This is a genomic window from Azospirillum oryzae, from assembly GCF_008364795.1.
GTDB lineage: Bacteria > Pseudomonadota > Alphaproteobacteria > Azospirillales > Azospirillaceae > Azospirillum > Azospirillum oryzae.
Map to the genome: position 1 here is coordinate 357,203 of NZ_VTTM01000006.1, position 19,259 is coordinate 376,461.

Here is a 19,259-nt window from a genome sequence, read left to right on the forward strand (position 1 = left end):
GGCCGGCGTTGCCGGTTCCAAGCGCAGCCATGGGAATCAGCCGGATATGCCATTGATCCAGGTGAAAATTTTCGGTGGAGGGAGGGCACTCTCACCCAACATGAAGCGCAAACCCCAAAGCATCCACGATCAAGACGGATTGCCGTGCCCGATAACGGAATGTCACCCGCGTTCTGCCGCTGTCCTCTTCCATTCCCAGTTCATGCACTTGGTAAACCATGCCTCTCTTCAACTCTTCCATGAATACTTCGGGTTTGAGCCCGAGGAGGGGAGCCACGCATGTTGCATCGAACACCAAGCTGCCGGCCTGGTCCCTTCCTGCGACTTGCGTGCCGACGAGTGTCTGCGGCCTTGCCTGTGAACTGGTCATGTGCGTCACCCGATTGCCGATAACGAGGTACAGGACAGTATGACACCGTCGACAGAGGGTCTGTTTGCGATTCGGCAAACCCGCCGCCGCAACAGGTCTTCACCTCCTAAAACACTTGGTCATCGCGTTGCTTTAGAGATCAACGGGCTTTGGCAGGATCGCCGTACTGGATGGCCTGCCCCTCGCGATGGGTCTCGAGGCCGAAGCGGCCGGCCATCTGGTGCAGGGCGTCGCGGTCCTTCTGGATGGCCACCAGGCTGGTGATGGCGAAGGTCGAAAGCTCGCGATCGGGGGAATTCGACGCCTCGGTCTGGTAGAGATCGACCAGCCTGTCGTGCAGCCGCAGCTGGGCTTCGACATAGGTTTTGCCGAACGCCTCGCCGCTCGCCTCCGACAGCGATTGAACCGCCTTGGCAGACAGATCCTCCCGCGCGTTGGCCGGGTTGGTGACGGCTCCGGCGGCGCCGAAACGGTCCGCTTCCTCCTGCTTCAGCTTGCTCGCCGGCGGCAGATTGCGGGACGAGGCCAGGCGCTCGATCTCGCTTCCGAGCGTCCTTTGGGTGTCCACGATGCGCTGTACCAGTGCGCGCAGCGCATCGTCGGTCGCCTTCTCTGCGGCAATGCGTCCCAATTCGGCCTGCCCCCGACTGGCGAGGGCGGCTTCCTTGAGGAACAGGGCGTCCTCATAGGGCAGCGACTGGCCGGGCTGGGGCGGCACCCGTGGATTGGGATCCGGCCGGAGGTTGGCTTGCGACCAGACCGGGGCCGGCATCAAGGCGAACCCCAACAGGGCGAGTGCGGCGATCTTGCGCATGGCGGCTCTCCTTCGGGGGTCCGTCACCCCGTCAACTGGCGGTAAAGGGCGGGCAGCGCCGCGGACAGGCGGCCCACATGCGGGAAGATGGCATAGGCGCCGGGGCCGAAGATGAAGGGGAGATAGTCGCGCCCCTTCTCGTCCACCGTGACGCCGAACAGCTTCAGCCCGGCCCGACGGGCCTCCAGCACAGCCATCCGGGTGTCCTCGACGGCGTGGCGGCCTTCGTAATGGTCGGTGTCGTTGGGCTTGCCGTCCGTCAGGATCAGCAGCAGGCGGTGCGTGCGGGGACGATCCTTCAACTGGGCGGTAGCGTGGCGGAGGGCCGCCCCCATGCGGGTGTAGCGGCCGGGCCGCAGCGCCTGGATACGGCGCAGGACGCGGGCGTTCAGCGGTTGTCGGAAATCTTTCACTGTGCGCACCTCCACCCGCTGCCGGCGGTGCGAGGTGAAGGTCAGGATGGCGTGCTCGTCGCCGCAGGCGGTCAGCCCGTGGGTTAGGACCAGCAGCGCCTCCTTCTCCACGTCGAGCACGCGGCGGTCCTCCACGTAACTGTCGGTCGACAGCGACACGTCGACCAGGACGCAGACCGACAGGTCACGGGCGATGTTGCGCACGGCGGTGAACACCCGGTCCGATCCGCAGCCGCCGGCGCGGCGGTCGGCGACCGACGCGACCAGGGCGGACAGGTCGAGTTCGTCGCCGTCGGGCTGGGCGGGAAGGCGCTGGCGCCGGGGGCGCATCGCCTCGAACTGGCGCCGGACCAGACGGATGCGGCGCAGCGCGCCATCCTCCGGCCGCCAGTCCTCCCCTTCCAGCGCCGCCGGTTCGGCGATCACGCGGCAGTGGTCCAGCAGGTAGCGGCGGTGTTTCCAATCCCATTCGGGGTACAGGACCTCGGCGGTAAGCGGTTCAAGGTCGGCATCCGCGGGCGCAAGATCGAGGTCGAGCTTGAGGCGGGTGGCCGCCCGGCGCTCGTGCTGACCGAGCGCGATCTCGTCGAGGTCTTCGGCGGCCTTGCGGGCGTTCTCCGCGTCGTCATCCTCGACCTTGCGGTTCAGGTTGACCATCTCGGCCAAGCCGAGGATCTTCTCGAAGCGGTTCAGCATCAGAGGATCGTCGCGCTGCGTCTGGTCGCTGTTCCGCCGCGAAGCCTTGCGGCGCTTGCCGTCGGCATCCTCGCCGCTTCCGGCCTCATCCTCCGTTCCGGCGGTGGGTGCGCTGCCGGCGGGCGGAGCCGACACCTCCCCCCACAGCGGCACCGGCAGGAAGGGACGATAATCGGGAGCGGAGCAAATGCCGTCGAGCGGCGCCGCCGGGTCCGCGGCCAAAACCCACAGCGTCCGGTCGGGCTGGATGTCGGCACCGAGCAGAGCCATGACCAACGCCTCCACCGCGGCCTCCTGCCCGGTCAGGCGCCGGGCCGGCCGGGCCGCGCGAAGGGCGGCGCACAGGCGGTCGTGCAGCGGGCGCAGTCCGGGCAGGCTTTCGAGCGCCCGGCCGGTGGCCAAGCGGGCAGTGCGCAGGCGGACAATGTCGGCCTGCCGCGGGTCGTCCGGGAGCGGAAGCGCCGGCGGCGCATGGGCGAAGAAGGCGGCCAGCCACTCGTAGAGTCCGGCATTGAGCGAGCGCTCGGCGAACAGGTCGATGCTGTCCGGCAGGTGAAGCGTCACGCCGTCGTAGCGCGGGCGGGCGAGCTTTTCGACGTCCAGCCCAAGGCGCTGGCGCAGGCCGAGCCGGTGGTGGGAGGTCTCGGCGGTGCCGGCGGCGAGGCGGACGGCGCCGGGGCCGCCCATCGCGCGGAACAGCACGCCGAGGCGGACGCGCAGGTCGTCCAGCCGGACCGCAGCTTCCGGATGGTGCCGGTAGGAGGCGGTGTTGCCGACGAGGCGGTGCCACAGGCCGCCGACGAATTCCTCCGGTTCCCAGAAAGATGCCATGGCGTCCCTCACCCGATCGTGAGTTCGGCGGTCCGCAGCAAGGCCGCCTTCACCTCGTCGTCGTCGGTCAGCGGTTCGACCATGGCGGCCAGAACCGCGTCGCCGCGCGGCAGGCCGGAGCGGATCAGCGTGGCGCAATAGATCAGCAGGCGGGTCGAAACACCCTCCTCCAGATCCTGGCCCTTCAGCGCGCGGAGCGCGTTGGCGAGGCGGACCAGCGGAGCGACTTGATTGTGTTCCAGCCCGCTTTCCCGTGCGACGATGGCCGTTTCCGCCTCCGGTGCCGGGAAGTCGAAGCTGATGGCGACGAAACGCTGGCGGGTGCTGGGCTTCAGGGATTTCAGGATGTTCTGGTAACCGGGGTTGTAGGAAACCACCAGCATGAAGTCCGGCGGTGCTTCCAGCGTTTCGCCGGTGCGCTCCAGCGGCAGGATGCGGCGGTCGTCGGTCAGCGGGTGCAGCACGACGGTGACGTCCTTGCGTGCCTCCACCACTTCGTCGAGATAGCAAACGGCGCCCTCCCGCACGGCACGGGTCAGCGGGCCGTCGGCCCAGACGGTGTCGCCGCCCTTCAGCAGGTAGCGGCCGGTCAGGTCGGCGGCGGTCAGGTCGTCGTGGCAGGATACGGTGTGGAGCGGCCGGCCCAGCCGCGCCGCCATGTGGGCGACGAAGCGCGTCTTGCCGCAGCCGGTCGGCCCCTTCAGCAGCACCGGCAACCGGTTGCGATGGGCATGCTCGAACAGCGCCACCTCGTTGCCGGTCGCCGCGTAGAAGGGGACTGCCATGCCGTCCGGCCCGGTCGTCATTCGGCCGGCGCCACGGAGGGCCGCGACCGCTGCGGGATCTGCTCGCGGGCCGGGCCGAACATCGCGTAGAGGAAGAGCAGCACCGACAACGCCACGACGATGCCGGAGCCGAGCCGCATCCAGTAGAACAGCGCAAGCTGATCCTGCACCTCCATATAGGTCATGCCCATGACGCGCTGAAGATGGACCTGGACGACCCCGGCGAAGGTCAGGGTGAAGGTCATGAACGCCATCGCCGAGGTCATGATCCAGAAGCTCCACATGTTGAGCACCTGGTTGTAGGGCGCACGATTGCGCAGGTTGGGCATCGCATAGGAGATCATCGACAGGTTCAGCATCACGTAGGCGCCGAAGAAGGCGAGATGCCCGTGTGCCGCGGTGACCTGGGTGCCGTGGCTGTAGTAGTTGACGAAGGACAGGGTGTGCAGGAAGCCCCAGACACCGCCGCCGAAGAAGGCCATTACCGGCGTGCCCAGCGTCCACAGGAAGGCCGCCTTGTTCGGATGGTCGCGCCGGCCCTTCCAGGCCATGGAGAAGGCGAACAGCACCATGGCGAAGAAGGGTGCGACCTCCAGCGTCGAGAAGACGGAGCCGATCCACTGCCAATAGCCGGGCGCGCCGATCCAGTAATAATGGTGCCCGGTGCCGAGCAGTCCGGAGAACAGGGCAAGTCCGACGATGGCGTAGAGCCATTTCTCCACCACCTCGCGGTCGACGCCGGTCATCTTGATGACCAGGAAGGCGAGGATGGAGGCCATGATCAGCTCCCACACACCCTCGACCCACAGATGGACGACGTACCACCAGTACAGCTTGTCCACCGCGATGTTGCTGGGATTGTAGAAGGCGAACAGGAAGAAGATCGCCAGGCCCCAGAGTCCGAGCAGCAGGACGTTGGTGACAGCCGTGCGCCGCCCGCGCAGGACCGTCAGCGAGACGTTGTAGAGGAAGATCAGCGCCGCCACGACGATGCCGATCTTGACCCACAGCGGCTGTTCCAGGAACTCGCGCCCGCCATGGATGCCCAGCATGTAGCTGCCGACCGCCCCCAGCGCGCCGACCATCAGAATCACCAGCTGCGCATAGGCCAGCATCGGGCTTTCGATGTCGCGCTCCGCCTCTTCCGGGATCAGGTAATAGGCGGCGCCGAAGAAGCCCAGCAGCAGCCAGACGATCAGCGCATTGGTGTGGATCATGCGCAGGATGTTGAACGGCAGGATCTCCGACAGGAAGTTCGGGATCACATAGACGGTTCCGGCCAGGGCCCCGAACAGGATCTGGACGCCGAACAGCGCCATGGCGCAGACAAAGTACCAGTAGGCGATGCGTTGCGTGGCGAATCTCATCCGATGGCCCCCCTCAGCCCGCGTTGTTCGGTGGCCAGCCCTGGGTCTTGACGCGGCTGGTCCATTCCAGGAAATCGACCAGATCGTCGAGTTCCTGGTCGGTGAGGTTGAATTGCGGCATCTGGCGGCGCCCTTCGACGCCGCTCGGCTGCGACTGCATCCACGCCTTCAGCGCGTCGCGGGCGCCCTGCGGATCGTCGCGTCCGCCATAGCGGATCCAGACATTGCCGAGTTCCGGCGCGAAATAGGCACCTTCCCCCAGCAGCGTGTGGCAATTGATGCAGGAATTCCTTTCCCACACATGTTTGCCGCGAATCACGCTCTCACTCAGCGTTGATTCGTCGGTGCTGACAGTACGCATGTAATAGTGGGTGTGGGCGGTCAGAAGGACGAATACCACAAAGAAGAATGCGGAGCCGCCGTAGAAGATGTTTCGCGTGGCCGATTTGGTCAGGCGTTCAGCCATCGTCACCCTCCTTCAGCATGCGCTGTCTCGGGTTGAAGGTGCTGCGTCGACCCTACAACTCGACCGTGCTCACGGACGGGTGGCATAGGGTTGGCACCGAAGATTGAATGGATTAAGCACTTTGGTTCCATTTTTGGCGTCTCCCTCCGTTGAGCTGACTTCTCTGTGTCGACACCTGCCAGCCACGGAATGCGTCTTGCTGTGAGCAACGATCAGTTCGCTTGCGGCGAAGGTCGGCTGCAATCCCGAAACGCTCCGGGGCTGGATAAGCCCATCAATGCCTTCGCCGAAACGATTTACGGCCATTGAAAGGCCGAGGTTGTTCGCCGCCGCGGACCGCGGCGTACCCTGGAAGCCATCGCGTCCGCCACCCTGGAAAGGGTGGACCGCTTTGGTCATCGGTATCTGCTCGAAACCATCCGCAACAGGCCTCCCGCTGAGACCAATGCACGTTGTTCCGTCCGAACCGAGAGCGTGCCCATGGCGGCGAGTTCCCGGTCAAATGGCCTCCGAAAAATCCGGCGCGGTTCAGTTCAACTCAGCGTCGGATCATTGGCTTGAGCCAGGGCGAGATGGCGAAGACGTCGGTGAAATATCCCTGCTTGATGACCGCGCATCCCGCCTTGTGGATGTTGGCGGGCAGCGAGCCCAACTCTCCCTTTCGGGTCACCACATGGATCGAGCGGCGGAACCCGGAGGTCGGTAACGGCAGCACGCGCATATGGTTCAGGTGCTGACGGCTTTTCACCAGCGCGGTCGGCGGAAGCAGACTCCATCCCATCTCTTCCGCCACCATCGCCATCACGGTGTCGGTCGCGTCGAAGGCGAAGCTGCGCGGCACCTCCATGCCCAGGCGCCGCAGATGCTGGTCCACCAGCCGGCCAAGCGCACTGTCCGTCGTGCTGCGGATCAGCGGCAGGGTCCGGGACAGCGCCCGTAGGGCGGTTTCATCGACGACCTCGGGGCAGCTGCGCGGCAGCAGCAGCACGAACGGTTCGGTGAGCAGGCACAGACTGTCCACTTGGTCCATGTCGTCGAAGCTGTCGTTGGTGAATAGCACGTCCAGGCGGCGGGCGAGGAATTGTTCGCGCAGTTGCCCGCACAGGCCCGACGCGATGCTGAAGGACGGCACATTGTCGCGCAGCCGCTGAAGCAGCCGGGGAATGAAGGGCGCCGCCAGCGTGTCGATGCAGCCGATGCGCAGTTCCGGCATGAAGGGCGCGTCCGTTCCGCCGATCGCCGCCGGCAATTGCCGCGCATCGGTCAGGATGCGGTTGCTCCAATGCCAAAGCCGCTGCCCGGCGGCGGTCAGCGCCATGGGTCTGATGCTGCGGTCGAGCAATTGGGTGGCGAAGGCGGTTTCCAGCTGGCGCACGACATGCGACACGGCCGATTGCGTCAGTCCGAGCCGGCCGGCGGCGCGGGTCATGCTTCCCAGTTCGGCAACGGCGACGAACACTTCCAGGGAACCCAGATCGAAGTCGCGGTGATGCATGGGGCTCCCATCTTTGGGGTTGGTGGTGGCTGCACCTTGCATACTATCTTATGCCTGATGCTTTCATGAATGAGGCTCATGCCGACCATGAAATAAATTTCTCCGGCTGACGGTAACCGTGATTTTCGCGGCAGCCTGAAGGACCTGCTTGCAAGTTCCGCCGGAGACCGTGCCATGACGCCGCCCCCTGACGATCTCCCCTCCCCCGCCGCCGCCCGGCAAATCGGCGATTGGGTGGCGGGTCTTCAACGAAGCAATGTGCCGGAACCGACCGCTGCCGTCGCGCTGGACTGCATCGTCGACACGCTGGGGGTGGCACTCGCCGGGACCAAGGAGGCGGCCACCCGACTGGCGGCGGACGAAGCGCTCGAAAGCTATGCCGCGGGACCTTCGCGGCTGCTGATCGGTGGCCGCCTGTGTGCGGAGGGCGCCGCCTTCGCCAATGTCGCGGCCGCCCATGCGCTGGATTTCGACGATAACAGCTATGCCGGCTTCGTCCACGGCTCCGCCGTCGTGGTGCCGACGGCGCTGGCGATGGTCGAGGCGGCCGGCGGTACGGGGAGCGATCTGCTGACCGCCGTCGTGGCCGGTGCGGAGGCGCAATATGCCTTGGCGGAGGCGGTCGGCAACGGGGTCTATCACGACGGCTGGTGGACCACCGCGCTGTTCGGCACCGTCGGCGCCGCCGCCGCCAGCGCGAAGGCCCTCGGATTGAACGGACGAGTGGCGGCCGACGCCATCGCCTTTGCGCTGTGCGGGACCGGGGGTTTGCGCGCCTGCTTCGGCACCGGTGCCAAGCCCCTGCTGGCCGCACAGGCCGCGGCGAACGGAGTGCGGGCCGCCCGGCTGGCCGCGCGAGGCCTGACCGTGCCCCATGCGGTGGTGGAGGATCCGCGCGGTTTCGCCCGCCTGATTGCGGCGAGCAATTTCGATCCGACCACCCTGGATGCGCTTGGCCAACGCTGGCGCCTGCTCGACCCCGGCATCGACACCAAGCTCTATCCGGTTTGCCTGTCCGCCCATGCCGCCATCGATGCGGTGCGCGACCTGATGGCGGAGCGAGGGCTCGCACCCAGCGACATCCGGACCGTCAACTGCCGGGTCCCGCCGGTGGTGGCCGCCAACCTGACCTATGACCGCCCGATGACATCGGGAGAAGCCCGCTTCAGCCTGCCTTTCGCAGTGGCCTGCGCGATGCTGCACGGAACCTTGACGCTGGACCATCTGGATGAGGCGACGCTCGCCGATCCGGTGATGCGCGAAGCCATCGATCGTGTCTGCATGACGGCCGATCCGGAATGGAACGCCGATCCCGGCCGCGCCCGCACCGCACCGGAGGGCGCCGAGGTGGGCATCGAAACGACATCGGGGGAGCGCTTCGTCCGCTTCTGCCCCTCGGCGCGCGGCACGGTGGCCCGCCCGCTGTCGGCAGTGGAGCATGCAGCCAAGTTCCTGACCTGCGCCGCCCTCGCGGTCGGGCAGGACGGAGCGGAACGCCTCCACCGGAAATTGCGCCGGCTCGAGGCGGAGTCTGACCTGTCCCGCCTATTTGACCTTGCCCACCATGGCGGCTGTTCATGATGTCGATGAAAATCGGTCATGATGGGTATGCCGGCTCATCGGCGGCGGCCTGCTTTTTCAACAAGCGGGGCCATCGAACCATCCGCGGAAAACATAGGAAAACCAGCGGTTTCATCGAGAGTGCACTGCACAAAATCTATGCGCATTGACTGGCTGCCTAAGTTTTAGCCCATCCGTCGCCCGGTTTGTCGTCTTCCCGCCGCCCTTTCCTCGTGCGGCGGCCCTGTGAGACCGTTTCGATCAAGCGGAAACCAAGGTCCGCCCTTAAGGACCGGCAAACAGAGGGGCTTTCATGATGATGCGACGTTTGGTGGCACGGGCCGTGCTCTCGGCCATCCTGCTGTCCGGGACGGCCATGTCGGTCCAGGCCGCAGGCACGCTCAAGGTTTCGGTGGATTCCAACCTGAACACGCTGGACCCCGCCAAGATGAAGGGCGGCCAGGAGTATGTCGCCGCCTACCTGATCTTCAACGGCCTGACCGTCATCGGTCACGACATGACGGTGAAACCCGATCTGGCCGAACGTTGGGAGCACAGCGACGATCTGAAGACCTGGACCTTCCACCTGCGCAAGGGCGTCAAGTTCCACAACGGCAAGGATCTGGAAGCCGAGGACGTCGTCGCCACCATCGCACGCATCCAGGACAAGGCCACCGGCTCCACCGCCCGCGTCAATTTCGAGATCGTGGAGTCGATGAAGGCGCTGGACCCGCTGACCGTCCAGTTCCAGTTGAAGACCCCCTATGCCGGCTTCGCCGAACTGTTCGGCGAACGGCAGGCGCGTATCGTGCCGCGCGATGCCGTCGACACGCTGGCTTCCAAACCGATCGGCACCGGCCCGTTCGAATTCGTATCCTTCGCCCCCGGCGACCGCGTCGTCCTGAAACGCAACCCCAACTATTTCGAACCCGGCCTGCCAAAGCTGGACGAGGTGGTGGTGCGAATCCTGCCGGAACCGGCGGCCCAGGTGGCGGCGCTGACCACCGGTGAGCTGGATCTGGTGTGGAACCTGCCGCTGGAGGCCATTGACAAGGTCAAGGCCGACCCGAAGCTGAAGATCGATTCTGTCCCGACCTCGACCTGGGACGGCGTCATCATGAACAACATCGTCAAGCCCTTCGACGATCCGCGCGTGCGCAAGGCGGTGGCGATGGCGCTCGACAAGCAGGCGATCACCCAGATCGCGCTTTTCGGCAACGGCACCCCGACCCATTCGCCGATTCCGCCGAGCCACCCCTACTTCAACAAGGACCTGAAGATCGCCAAGGGCGACCCGGCCGGGGCGAAGAAGCTGCTGGCCGAGGCGGGCTATCCCAACGGCTTCGAGGTCACGCTGCACACGCCGGCCGGCCGCGCCACCCGCGAACGTCTCGGCCTTGCCGTGCGTGAATTGCTGAAGCCGGCGGGCATCACAGTCAATGTCCAGCGCGTGCCCTTCGACGTCTTCCTGAAGGATATCGAGGGCAAGGCCGGCTTCTACATCGACGGCTTCTTCAGCCGTCCGACCATCGATACATCCGTCTATCCCTGGTACCACTCCCGCGGATCGTGGAACACTGCGCTGTGGAACTACTCCAACCCCAAGATGGACACGCTGCTCGACAGCGCCCGCCAAGCCAAGAGCGATGACGAGGCGAAGTCGCTCTACGGCCAGGTCCAGGCGCTGGCGGTGGAGGATTCGCCCGGCGTCATCCCCTACGTGATCAACCACATCAACGGCCTCAGCACCAAGGTGCACGGGTTCCATTCGCACCCGATGATGTTCCTCGACCTGCGCGACGTGTCGGTCGACTGAGGCCGACCGGAAACCGGCTGCGACCATGGCGGCCGGTTTCCCTCCTCCTTCCGGGGATGCTGCCCATGCTTGCCTACACATTGACCCGTCTCGTCTATCTGGCGCTGGTCCTGGCCGTGATGTCGGTCCTGATCTTCCTGGTGACGCAGGCCATGCCCGGCGACGTCGCCTCGATGATCGCCGGCCAGTTCGCCTCGAAGGAGGTGGTGGACGCCATCGCGGTCAAGCTCGGGCTGGACCAGCCTCTGGTCGTCCAATACGGACAGTGGGCGGCCGGCATCCTGCGCGGCGACCTCGGCCGCTCGCTGGTGCTGGAACAGCCCATCGCCCCCATCCTGATGGAGGCGCTGGCCCGCTCGCTGGTGCTGGCCGTCGTGGCGCTGGCGGTGGTGGCGGTGGTCGGCATCGGGCTCGGCGTCCTGGCGGCGGTGCAGCGCGGCAAGCTGACCGACCAGCTGGTCTCCGGCATCTCCTATCTCGGCATCGCGGTCCCCGACTTCTTCTGGGCCATCGTGCTGGTGCTGATCTTCGGCAGCTATATGAAGCTGCTGCCGACCGGCGGCTATGCCCCGATCGCCGACGGCTTCCTGCCCTGGGCCTCGCATCTGGTGCTGCCGGTCATCACGCTGGTGCTGATGCTGCTGGCCCGCATCGCCCGGCTGACGCGGTCCAGCATGATCGACGTGCTGCAGACCAACTACGTGAAGTTCGCCCGTGCCAAGGGCATGCCGGAATCGGTGGTCATCCTGCGCCATGCGCTGAAGAACGCGCTGCTGCCGACCATCACCGTGCTCGCCATCGACTTCGGCCTGATCCTGGGCGGCGTGGTGGTGATCGAGACGATCTTCTCCTATCCGGGGATGGGCCGGCTGCTGCTGTTCGCCATCCAGCGCCACGACCTGCCGCTGATCCAGGCGACGATCCTGGTGGTCTCCGCCGCTTACTGCCTCGCCAACCTGACCGCCGACCTGCTCTACGCCTATGTGAACCCGAAGATCCGCCACGGCATGAAGGCCGCTTGACATGACCGACGCGACTCCCGCCCCACTCGCCCCGCGCCGGCACCTGCCATCCCTGCCCGTCTCGCTGATCGTGGGAATTGTCCTGCTCGCTCCGCTTGCCGTGGCCGCCGTCGCCGGGTCCTGGCTCGCCCCCTACCCCTATGACGAAATGAACATCATGAGCCGGCTGCAGCCACCCGGCCCGGAGTTCTGGTTCGGCACCGACGAGTTCGGCCGCGACGTGTTCAGCCGTACCCTGGTCGGCACCGGCAGTTCCCTGGTGATGGGCGTCGCCGCCACGGCGCTGAGCCTGTTGGCCGGCGTGCCGCTGGGGCTGATCGCCGGCTACAAGGGTGGGCGCATCGGCGAGGCGATCATGCGGGCCATGGACGTGCTGATGTCCTTCCCACCGATCCTGCTGGGCATCCTGGTGCTGGCCGTCACCCAGCCGGCGCAATGGAAGGCCATCGTCGCCATCGGCATCGTCTATGTGCCGCAGGTGGTCCGCCTGACCCGCGCCATCACGCTGGAACTGATGCAGGAGGAGTTCATCACCGCCGCCCGCCTGCGCGGAGAGAACGCCGCCTACATCCTCTTCCATGAAATCCTGCCGAACATCTGGCCGCCGCTGGCGGTGGAAGCCAGCCTGCGCGTGGTCTTCGCCATCCTGCTCGGCGCTTCGCTCAGCTTCATCGGCATGGGGGCGCAGCCGCCCTCCTCCGACTGGGGCCTGATGATCAGCGAGGCGCGGCCCTTCGTGGAGCAGGCGCCCTGGATCGCGCTCTGCCCCGGCTTCGCGCTGGCAACCGCGGTGATCGGCATCAACCTGCTGGGCGACGGGCTGCGCGCCCTGCTCGACCCGCGCAACACGGGAGCGCACTGAGATGATGACCGCTCCGCAAGCCCGCCCGGCCGTCGCCCCGGTGACCGTTACGGCGCCCGCGCCCGAGCCGGCGCCGCTGCTCGACGTCCGCGGCCTGACCATCAGCTATGGCAACGCCCGCGGCACGCTGCGCGCGGCCAGCGACGTAGGCTTCGCCATCCGTCCCGGCGAGGTGATGGGTCTGGTCGGCGAGTCCGGATCGGGCAAGAGCACCATCGCCATGGCCATCCTCGATCTGCTGGGCGGGGGCGGCCGGGTGGACTCCGGCGAGATCCTGTTCGACGGCGTCGATCTGCGCCGCTTGCCGGCGGCCGAGCGCCGGGCGCTGCGCGGCGACCGCATCGCCGCCGTCTTCCAGGACCCCTTCACCTCGCTGAACCCGGCGCTGACCGTCGGCCGCCAGATCGCCGAACCGCTCATCCAGCACAAGAGCCTCTCCCCCCGGCAGGCCGCCGCACGGGTGCTGGATCTGCTGGCGGAGGTCGGCATCCGCGATCCCCGCCGCGTCACCGCCGCCTATCCGCACGAGCTGTCGGGCGGCATGCAGCAGCGGGCGCTGATCGCCACCGCGCTGGGCTGCGAGCCCAAGCTGCTGATCCTCGACGAGCCGACCACCGCGCTGGACGTGACGGTGGAGGCCCGCATTATCGATCTGCTGGCCAAGCTGTGCGACAGCCACGGGCTCAGCGCGCTGTTCGTCTCCCACAATCTCGGCATCGTCAACCGCATCTGCCAGACCGTCACCGTCCTCTATGGCGGGCTGGTGGTGGAGACGGGGCCGACCGGCCGCGTGCTGTCCCGCCCGGCCCATCCCTACAGCAAAGGGCTGGTCGCCGCCCTGCCGCGCATCACCGCCGGCCGGCGCCACCGCCTGCCGTCGATCCCCGGCACGGTCGCCAAGCTTTCCGGGCCGCCCGCCGCCTGCGTCTTCGCCCCGCGCTGCCCCTTCGCCGAGGAGACCTGCCGCAGCCAGCCACAGGCAATGCTGACCGACGCGGCCGGCGACGGCGTACGCTGCTGGAAGGCCGACGCGCTGGCCGGCACGCCCTGGCCGGACGAGGAGTCCGCGGCCCGCAAGCCCGCACCGCAAGCCCCGGCTCAGCCGACCGCGCCGCTGGTGGAGGTCGACCATCTGCGCAAGGTCTACGGCGCCAACCGCTCCATCCTGCCCTGGCTGCGCCGGGCCGGCACCGTGGCGGTGGAGGATGTCTCCTTCACCGTCGGCCGCGGCGAGGTGGTGGGCGTGGTCGGTGAAAGCGGCAGCGGAAAGAGCACCATCGGCCGCGCCCTGCTGGCGCTGACCGAACCAAGCGCCGGCACCGTGCTGTTCGACGGGACCGACCTGACCCGGCAGGTGAAGCAGGGCGACCAGGACTTGCGCCGGCGCGCCCAGCTGGTCTTCCAGAATTCCGCCGCCTCGCTGAACCCGCGCAAGACGGTGGGGGACGCGATGGACCGGCCGCTGGTGCTGGCCGGCCGGGCGGACGCGGAGGAGCGCCGCAAGACCGTCGCCGGCCTGCTGACTCGCGTCGGATTGCCGTCCGCCTATGCCGACCGCTACCCGCACGAACTGAGCGGCGGCGAACGCCAGCGCGTCAACATCGCCCGCGCGCTCGCCACCGATCCCGACTTCGTCGTCTGCGACGAGGCGGTGTCGGCGCTCGACGTGTCGGTCCAGGCCAACATCCTGAACCTGCTGGCCGAACTGCGCGACGAGATGGGGCTGTCCTATCTCTTCATCACCCACGACATCGCCGTCGTGTCGCACATCGCCGACCGCGTGCTGGTCGTCTATGGCGGCACCATCTGCGAGGAGGGTCCGACCGGCCGCGTGCTCCGCCCGCCCTACCATCCCTATACCGAGGCGCTGCTGTCAGCCGTGCCCCGGCTGGCGGAGGATGGGCAGGAGGCGCCGCGAATCCTGCTGGAGGACGCGGCCCCCACCCCCGGCGGACAGGGCTGCGCCTTCGCCGCCCGCTGCCCGCGCAAGCTGGGCGCGATCTGCGACGAGCAGGCTCCGCCGGTCCACCGGGCGGATGACGGCCACCGCATCGCCTGCCACATCCCATTGGCGACGCTGGCCGAACGCGCCGCGGTCTTCCCGGAGCTGGTCGGCGACGCCGCGCACTGACCGGGCCAATTCCAAAGACATTTCCTCCCGGCGCACCCGAACGGGGCCGCCGGACGCCGCCCCCTTGCCTTCTTACCCAACCCCGAACCTGACCAGGGCTCCCGCCATGACCGTCCACACCCGCATCCGCCAGTTCAACACCAAGAAGACCTATCCCGAGCAGTCGATCGACAACGACCTGTGCCAGACCGTCGTCGCGCGCGGCACCATGGTCTTCGTCCGCGGCCAGATCGGCCAGAATCTCGACACCAGCGAAAGCGTCGCGGTCGGCGATGCCGCCGGCCAGACCGAGCAGGCGATGTCCAACATCAAGATGCTGCTGGAAGAGGCCGGTTCGTCGCTGGAGCATATCTGCAAGATCACCGTCTACATCACCGACCCGCGCTACCGCGAGCCGGTCTACCGCACCATCGGCAAGTGGCTGAAGGGCGTCTATCCCGTGTCGACCGGCCTCGTGATCAGCGCGCTCGCCCGCCCGGAATGGGTGGTGGAGGTCGATGCGATCGCGGTGATCCCGGACGCTTGAGGCTCCGGTCCCACCGCCAACCGTCCCACCAACCGACAAGAAGAACCGCCGCCATGACCACCAGCCTGACCAACCCGCCGCGCCGCGAGCTGCAGAGCTTCCTGGATTTCCCGATCTGCACCGACATCGACCAGCTCGACGGCCATATCGGCATCCTGGGCATCCCCTACGGCGATCCCTATTCGATCGACGAGGTGACCAACGATCAGACCAACGCCCCGACCTGGGTGCGCCGCTACACCGAGCGGGCGCTGCGCAAGCTGGAGCGCTGGGACTTCGACATCGGCGGCCCGCTGCTGGGCGGCAAGGACATCAAGGTGGTGGATTGCGGCGATGTGAAGGCCGATCCCCGCAATCTCGACCTGCATTACCAGAATGCCGAGGCGGTGGTGCGCCGGATGCTCGCCAAGGGCATGCTGCCCATCGTCATCGGCGGCGACCACGGCATCCCGATCCCGGTGCTGCGCGCCTATGACGACCAGGGGCCGATCACCCTGGTCCACATCGACGCCCATCTCGATTGGCGCGACGACGTGAACGGCGCCCGCAACGGCTATTCCAGCCCGATCCGCCGCGCCGCCGAGATGGATCATATCGGCCAGATCTTCCAGATCGGACTGCGTTCCGCCGGCAGCGCCCGGCCGGAAGAGGTCGAGGCGGCGATTGCTTACGGCGCGGTGCTGGTCCCCGACGTCGAATTGCAGGACATCGGCATGAAGGCGGTGCTCGACCGCATTCCCGATGGCGGCCGTTATTACCTGACCATCGACGCCGATGGAATGGATCCGACCATCATGCCGGCGGTCAACGGTCCGGCGCCGGGCGGCGTCACCTATCCGCAGATCCGCACGCTGATCCACGGGCTGGTCGCCAAGGGCCGCGTCGTCGGCATGGACATCGTCGAGATCACGCCGAAGAAGGACGTCAACGGCATCACCGCGATCACCGCCGGCCGCATCATCTGCAACCTGATCGGCAAGACCATCCAGGCCGGCTATTTCGACGCCAAATGACGGGGACGGGGAGCATGGAGCGATGACCGCCTCCCGCCGGCTCGACCGGCTTTTCTGCGACCGGGCGCTGCTGGCCGGCGGCTGGGCGTCGGGGGTGCTGCTGCGCTTCGACGCGAAGGGGCTGATCGCCGCCATCGAAACGGGGGTGGACAAGACGCCGGCCGAAGTGGAGCGGGCCGCCGGGCCGGTCATTCCCGGCATGCCCAACCTGCACAGCCATGCCTTCCAGCGGGCGATGGCCGGGCTGACCGAACGGGCCGGCCCGGCGGAGGACAGCTTCTGGACCTGGCGGGAGGTGATGTACGGCTTCGTCCGCCGCATCGACCCCGACGGGCTCCAGGCGGTGGCCGCGATGGCCTACGCCGAGATGCTGGAACGGGGCTATACCTCGGTGGCGGAGTTCCACTACCTCCACCACGCCACCGACGGCCGGCCCTATGCCGATCCGGCCGAGATGTCGATGCCCATCCTGGCGGCGGCGGACGCCACCGGCATCGGGCTGACCCATCTGCCGGTGCTCTACGCCCAGGGCGGTTTCGGCGGACAGCCGGCGGGCGAGGGGCAGCAGCGCTTCCTCAACACGCCCGACCGGCTGCTGGCCATCGTCGAAACCTGCCGCGCCGTGCCCGGCGGGCATCGCGTCGGTATGGCCCTGCATTCCCTGCGCGCGGTGTCGCCCGACGCGATGGCAGCGGCGCTCGACGGCATGGCGGCGCTCGATCCGGAGGCGCCGATCCACATCCACGTCGCCGAGCAGACGGCGGAGGTTGAGTCCTGTCTCAGTTGGTCGGGGCGGCGGCCGGTGGAATGGCTGCTCGACCGCGGCTGGCCGGGGCCGTCCTGGTGCCTTGTTCATGCAACCCATGTCACCGCTGCCGAGGTGGCAGGCATCGCGGCCTCGGGGGCTGTGGCGGGGCTTTGCCCCACAACGGAAGCCGACCTCGGCGACGGGCTTTTTCCGGCACGTGACTTCCTGGCGCGGGGCGGCCGGTTCGGCATCGGCTCCGACAGCCAGATCGTCATCGATGCCGCAGAAGAGCTGCGCCTGCTGGAATTCGGCCAGCGGCTGACCGCAAGGCGGCGCAATCTGCTGGCGCCGCATCCGGACGGTTCGACCGGTGCCGCCCTCTACCGGGGGGCGGTGGCCGGCGGCGCTCAGGCGCTGGGCCAGCCGGAACCGGCAGGCGGTCTCAAAGCCGGACAGCGTGCCGATCTGGTCGTGCTCGATGCGGACGATCCGCGTCTCTACGGCCGTTGCGACGACACGCTGCTCGACTCCTACGTCTTTACCGGCGCCCGCAATGCCGTGCGCGAGGTGGTGGCAGGGGGGCGGCTGGTGGTCCGGAACGGCCGGCATGTCGATGCCGATGCGATCCGCAACGGCTGGCGTCGTGCCGTCGACCGGCTGCAAGCCGCCTGATTGAAATTCCCAACGAACAGGGACGACCCCGATGACGGCGACCATCGACATCCTCGACCGGCTGGTGTCCTTCAACACCGTCAGCCGCGACAGCAACCTCGATTTGATCCGCTGGGTGCAGGTGCGGTTGGAAACTGCCGGTGCCACAACATCGCTGGTGCCGAGCGAGGATGGCCGCAAGGCCAACCTGTTCGCGACGCTGGGGCCGGCGGACCGTCCCGGTGTCCTGCTGTCCGGACACAGTGACGTGGTGCCGGTCGAAGGGCAGGCCTGGACCAGCGATCCCTTCCGCCTGACCCGCCGCGACGGCAAGCTGTTCGGCCGGGGCACCGCCGACATGAAGGGCTTCATCGCCGCGGCACTTGCCCTGTTCGACCGCGCCGCCGGACGAACCCTGTCCCAGCCGCTGCATCTGGCCCTGTCCTATGACGAGGAGGTCGGCTGCCTCGGCGTTCGGCGCCTGATCGAGATGATGGCCGCCCTGCCCGTCCGCCCGCGCTTCTGCATCGCCGGCGAACCGACCGGCATGCAGGTGGTCACCGCCCACAAGGGCAAAACCGCTCTGCGCGCCGAGTGCCACGGCGTCGAATGCCATTCGAGCCTGGCGCCGCAGGGCTTGAACGCCATCCACATGGCGAGCGACCTGCTGACCGGCCTGCGCCGCATCCAGAAAAGCCTGAGCGACGAAGGCGCCCATGACCGCGCCTATGACGTGCCCTGGACCACCATCCATGCCGGGGTCATCCAGGGGGGCGAGGCATTGAACATCGTGCCGAACCGCTGCCGGCTCGATTTCGAAATCCGCCATCTGCCCCAGGATCCGGTGGAACCGCTGCTGGACGGCATCCAGGCGGAAGCCGACGCCATCGTCCGGCGCCTGCGTCCCGATTTCCCGACCGCCGGTCTGACCATCGCCGAGCTTTCCAGCTATCCGGCGCTCGACACCGACCGTACCGCAGAGGTTGTTGCCTTCGTCAAATCGCTGACCGGCGGCAACAGCACCGGCAAGATCTCCTTTGGAACGGAAGGCGGACTGTTCCAGCAACGGCTGTCGATGCCCACCGTGGTGTGCGGCCCCGGCAGCATCGGCGAAGCCCACAAGCCCGACGAATTCATCGCCGAGGACCAATTGGCCGCCTGCGACCGGATGTTGGATGCTCTGCTCGTGCAGATGGCCTGACGCCGCTCCGCATCCATCCCGATCAATGGGGCGCCAGATTGACGAACTTCACCTGTTCGAATGCCTGGAACCCTTCGGTACCGCCCTCAAGTCCCTGGCCGCCCGGCCGGCGGCGGGCATTCCGCACCGGGTCCATCTGGGTTGCGGGATCGAAAGGATCGCCCACGCGGATCGCAGACGCGGCCTCGGTAAAGATCGCCTCGGCCTCCAACAGTCGCTCGGCAATCCGCTGGGGATGTCCGGTCCACGGCTGGCGACCACCGCATTGATCGAACCGGAGCTGCGCGGTGGCCGGTACGCCCTGTGCACCATGTGCATTGGTGTCGGCCAGGGCATCGCAGCCTTATTCTGTGAGCGATTGACGCGCGATCACAGCGCCTGCTGCAGCTCCGGCACAGCCTTGAACAGGTCGGCGACGAGGCCGTAGTCGGCGACCTGGAAGATCGGCGCCTCCTCGTCCTTGTTGATCGCGACGATCACCTTGCTGTCCTT

18 protein-coding genes and 2 pseudogenes are annotated in these 19,259 nt (G+C 67.2%); 11 read left to right on the plus strand and 9 right to left on the minus strand.

Annotation, left to right across the window (positions count from 1 at the left end; translation table 11 throughout):
- Positions 1-91: 91 nt before the first annotated feature.
- The 6 genes from FZ938_RS18750 to FZ938_RS18775 all read right to left on the minus strand — a co-directional run bounded on the left by FZ938_RS18750 (position 92) and on the right by FZ938_RS18775 (position 5,742).
- Complete coding sequence (locus FZ938_RS18750; RefSeq protein ID WP_149199966.1) at positions 92-370, minus strand: DUF6522 family protein; 279 nt, start codon at positions 368-370, stop codon at positions 92-94.
- Positions 371-509: 139 nt separating this feature from the next.
- A complete protein-coding gene (locus FZ938_RS18755) occupies positions 510-1,184 on the minus strand; it encodes a DUF4142 domain-containing protein (RefSeq protein WP_149199967.1) in 675 nt (224 codons plus the stop codon).
- A gap of 23 nt (positions 1,185-1,207) precedes the next feature.
- Complete coding sequence (locus FZ938_RS18760) at positions 1,208-3,124, minus strand: nitric oxide reductase activation protein NorD (protein ID WP_149199968.1); 1,917 nt, start codon at positions 3,122-3,124, stop codon at positions 1,208-1,210.
- An 8-nt stretch (positions 3,125-3,132) separates the two neighbouring features.
- Positions 3,133-3,930, minus strand: coding sequence for a CbbQ/NirQ/NorQ/GpvN family protein (locus FZ938_RS18765; RefSeq protein ID WP_149199969.1), 798 nt, complete (start codon positions 3,928-3,930; stop codon positions 3,133-3,135).
- The gene (locus FZ938_RS18770) at positions 3,927-5,276 is read right to left on the minus strand and encodes a cbb3-type cytochrome c oxidase subunit I (RefSeq protein ID WP_149199970.1); all 1,350 of its coding nucleotides are present in this window, start codon (positions 5,274-5,276) and stop codon (positions 3,927-3,929) included. The genes FZ938_RS18765 and FZ938_RS18770 overlap by 4 nt, the downstream gene beginning before the upstream one ends.
- Positions 5,277-5,289: 13 nt before the next feature.
- Positions 5,290-5,742: a c-type cytochrome gene (locus tag FZ938_RS18775; RefSeq protein ID WP_149199971.1), complete on the minus strand. Its 453-nt coding sequence runs from the start codon at positions 5,740-5,742 to the stop codon at positions 5,290-5,292.
- A gap of 276 nt (positions 5,743-6,018) precedes the next feature.
- On the opposite strand from FZ938_RS18775, the pseudogene FZ938_RS31105 reads away from it, so the two are divergent.
- Positions 6,019-6,231: pseudogene (locus tag FZ938_RS31105) on the plus strand (IS3 family transposase); the annotation flags it as partial.
- 49 nt (positions 6,232-6,280) lie between these two features.
- On the opposite strand, the gene FZ938_RS18785 reads toward FZ938_RS31105, so the two are convergent.
- Entirely contained in the window at positions 6,281-7,237 is a 957-nt protein-coding gene (locus FZ938_RS18785; RefSeq protein ID WP_246457368.1) for a LysR family transcriptional regulator, read from the minus strand.
- A 174-nt stretch (positions 7,238-7,411) separates the two neighbouring features.
- Between FZ938_RS18785 and FZ938_RS18790 the strand changes: the two genes are divergently transcribed.
- The 9 genes from FZ938_RS18790 to argE all read left to right on the plus strand — a co-directional run bounded on the left by FZ938_RS18790 (position 7,412) and on the right by argE (position 18,767).
- Positions 7,412-8,818, plus strand: coding sequence for an MmgE/PrpD family protein (locus FZ938_RS18790; protein WP_149199974.1), 1,407 nt, complete (start codon positions 7,412-7,414; stop codon positions 8,816-8,818).
- Positions 8,819-9,110: 292 nt separating this feature from the next.
- Positions 9,111-10,613, plus strand: a complete 1,503-nt coding sequence (locus FZ938_RS18795) for an ABC transporter substrate-binding protein (protein ID WP_246457366.1) — start codon at positions 9,111-9,113, stop codon at positions 10,611-10,613.
- Positions 10,614-10,678: 65 nt separating this feature from the next.
- Entirely contained in the window at positions 10,679-11,635 is a 957-nt protein-coding gene (locus FZ938_RS18800; protein WP_149199975.1) for an ABC transporter permease, read from the plus strand.
- A gap of 1 nt (position 11,636) precedes the next feature.
- On the plus strand, positions 11,637-12,497 hold the full coding sequence (locus FZ938_RS18805) for an ABC transporter permease (protein ID WP_149199976.1): 861 nt from the start codon (positions 11,637-11,639) through the stop codon (positions 12,495-12,497).
- 4 nt (positions 12,498-12,501) lie between these two features.
- Complete coding sequence (locus FZ938_RS18810; protein ID WP_246799062.1) at positions 12,502-14,628, plus strand: dipeptide ABC transporter ATP-binding protein; 2,127 nt, start codon at positions 12,502-12,504, stop codon at positions 14,626-14,628.
- A 106-nt stretch (positions 14,629-14,734) separates the two neighbouring features.
- Positions 14,735-15,154 carry a RidA family protein gene (locus FZ938_RS18815; RefSeq protein ID WP_109157419.1) on the plus strand — a complete coding sequence of 140 codons (420 nt, stop codon included), beginning with the start codon at positions 14,735-14,737 and terminating at the stop codon, positions 15,152-15,154.
- A gap of 53 nt (positions 15,155-15,207) precedes the next feature.
- On the plus strand, positions 15,208-16,167 hold the full coding sequence (locus FZ938_RS18820; RefSeq protein WP_149199978.1) for an agmatinase: 960 nt from the start codon (positions 15,208-15,210) through the stop codon (positions 16,165-16,167).
- Between the two features lie 22 nt (positions 16,168-16,189).
- A complete protein-coding gene (locus FZ938_RS18825) occupies positions 16,190-17,587 on the plus strand; it encodes a formimidoylglutamate deiminase (protein WP_149199979.1) in 1,398 nt (465 codons plus the stop codon).
- A 31-nt stretch (positions 17,588-17,618) separates the two neighbouring features.
- Positions 17,619-18,767 (plus strand): acetylornithine deacetylase, encoded by a 1,149-nt coding sequence (argE, locus tag FZ938_RS18830; protein ID WP_149199980.1) that lies wholly within the window; start codon positions 17,619-17,621, stop codon positions 18,765-18,767.
- A gap of 22 nt (positions 18,768-18,789) precedes the next feature.
- On the opposite strand, the gene FZ938_RS31110 is transcribed toward argE, so the two are convergent.
- Positions 18,790-18,978: a hypothetical protein gene (locus FZ938_RS31110; protein ID WP_246457379.1), complete on the minus strand. Its 189-nt coding sequence runs from the start codon at positions 18,976-18,978 to the stop codon at positions 18,790-18,792.
- Between FZ938_RS31110 and FZ938_RS31115 the strand changes: the two genes are divergently transcribed.
- Positions 18,925-19,194 carry a hypothetical protein gene (locus tag FZ938_RS31115; protein ID WP_425529372.1) on the plus strand — a complete coding sequence of 90 codons (270 nt, stop codon included), beginning with the start codon at positions 18,925-18,927 and terminating at the stop codon, positions 19,192-19,194. The two genes, FZ938_RS31110 and FZ938_RS31115, sit on opposite strands and share 54 nt — an antisense overlap.
- Here the strand turns inward: FZ938_RS31115 and FZ938_RS31120 are convergent.
- Positions 19,137-19,259: pseudogene (locus FZ938_RS31120) on the minus strand (electron transfer flavoprotein subunit alpha/FixB family protein); the annotation flags it as partial. The gene FZ938_RS31115 and the pseudogene FZ938_RS31120 sit on opposite strands and share 58 nt — an antisense overlap.

Coding starts and splice junctions, on each gene's coding strand:
- FZ938_RS18750 (WP_149199966.1), bottom strand. CDS start 370: ATGACCAGTTCACAGGCAAGGCCGCAGACACTCGTCGGCACGCAAGTC.
- FZ938_RS18755 (WP_149199967.1), bottom strand. CDS start 1,184: ATGCGCAAGATCGCCGCACTCGCCCTGTTGGGGTTCGCCTTGATGCCG.
- FZ938_RS18760 (WP_149199968.1), bottom strand. CDS start 3,124: ATGGCATCTTTCTGGGAACCGGAGGAATTCGTCGGCGGCCTGTGGCAC.
- FZ938_RS18765 (WP_149199969.1), bottom strand. CDS start 3,930: ATGACGACCGGGCCGGACGGCATGGCAGTCCCCTTCTACGCGGCGACC.
- FZ938_RS18770 (WP_149199970.1), bottom strand. CDS start 5,276: ATGAGATTCGCCACGCAACGCATCGCCTACTGGTACTTTGTCTGCGCC.
- FZ938_RS18775 (WP_149199971.1), bottom strand. CDS start 5,742: ATGGCTGAACGCCTGACCAAATCGGCCACGCGAAACATCTTCTACGGC.
- FZ938_RS18785 (WP_246457368.1), bottom strand. CDS start 7,237: ATGCATCACCGCGACTTCGATCTGGGTTCCCTGGAAGTGTTCGTCGCC.
- FZ938_RS18790 (WP_149199974.1), top strand. CDS start 7,412: ATGACGCCGCCCCCTGACGATCTCCCCTCCCCCGCCGCCGCCCGGCAA.
- FZ938_RS18795 (WP_246457366.1), top strand. CDS start 9,111: ATGATGATGCGACGTTTGGTGGCACGGGCCGTGCTCTCGGCCATCCTG.
- FZ938_RS18800 (WP_149199975.1), top strand. CDS start 10,679: ATGCTTGCCTACACATTGACCCGTCTCGTCTATCTGGCGCTGGTCCTG.
- FZ938_RS18805 (WP_149199976.1), top strand. CDS start 11,637: ATGACCGACGCGACTCCCGCCCCACTCGCCCCGCGCCGGCACCTGCCA.
- FZ938_RS18810 (WP_246799062.1), top strand. CDS start 12,502: ATGACCGCTCCGCAAGCCCGCCCGGCCGTCGCCCCGGTGACCGTTACG.
- FZ938_RS18815 (WP_109157419.1), top strand. CDS start 14,735: ATGACCGTCCACACCCGCATCCGCCAGTTCAACACCAAGAAGACCTAT.
- FZ938_RS18820 (WP_149199978.1), top strand. CDS start 15,208: ATGACCACCAGCCTGACCAACCCGCCGCGCCGCGAGCTGCAGAGCTTC.
- FZ938_RS18825 (WP_149199979.1), top strand. CDS start 16,190: ATGACCGCCTCCCGCCGGCTCGACCGGCTTTTCTGCGACCGGGCGCTG.
- argE (WP_149199980.1), top strand. CDS start 17,619: ATGACGGCGACCATCGACATCCTCGACCGGCTGGTGTCCTTCAACACC.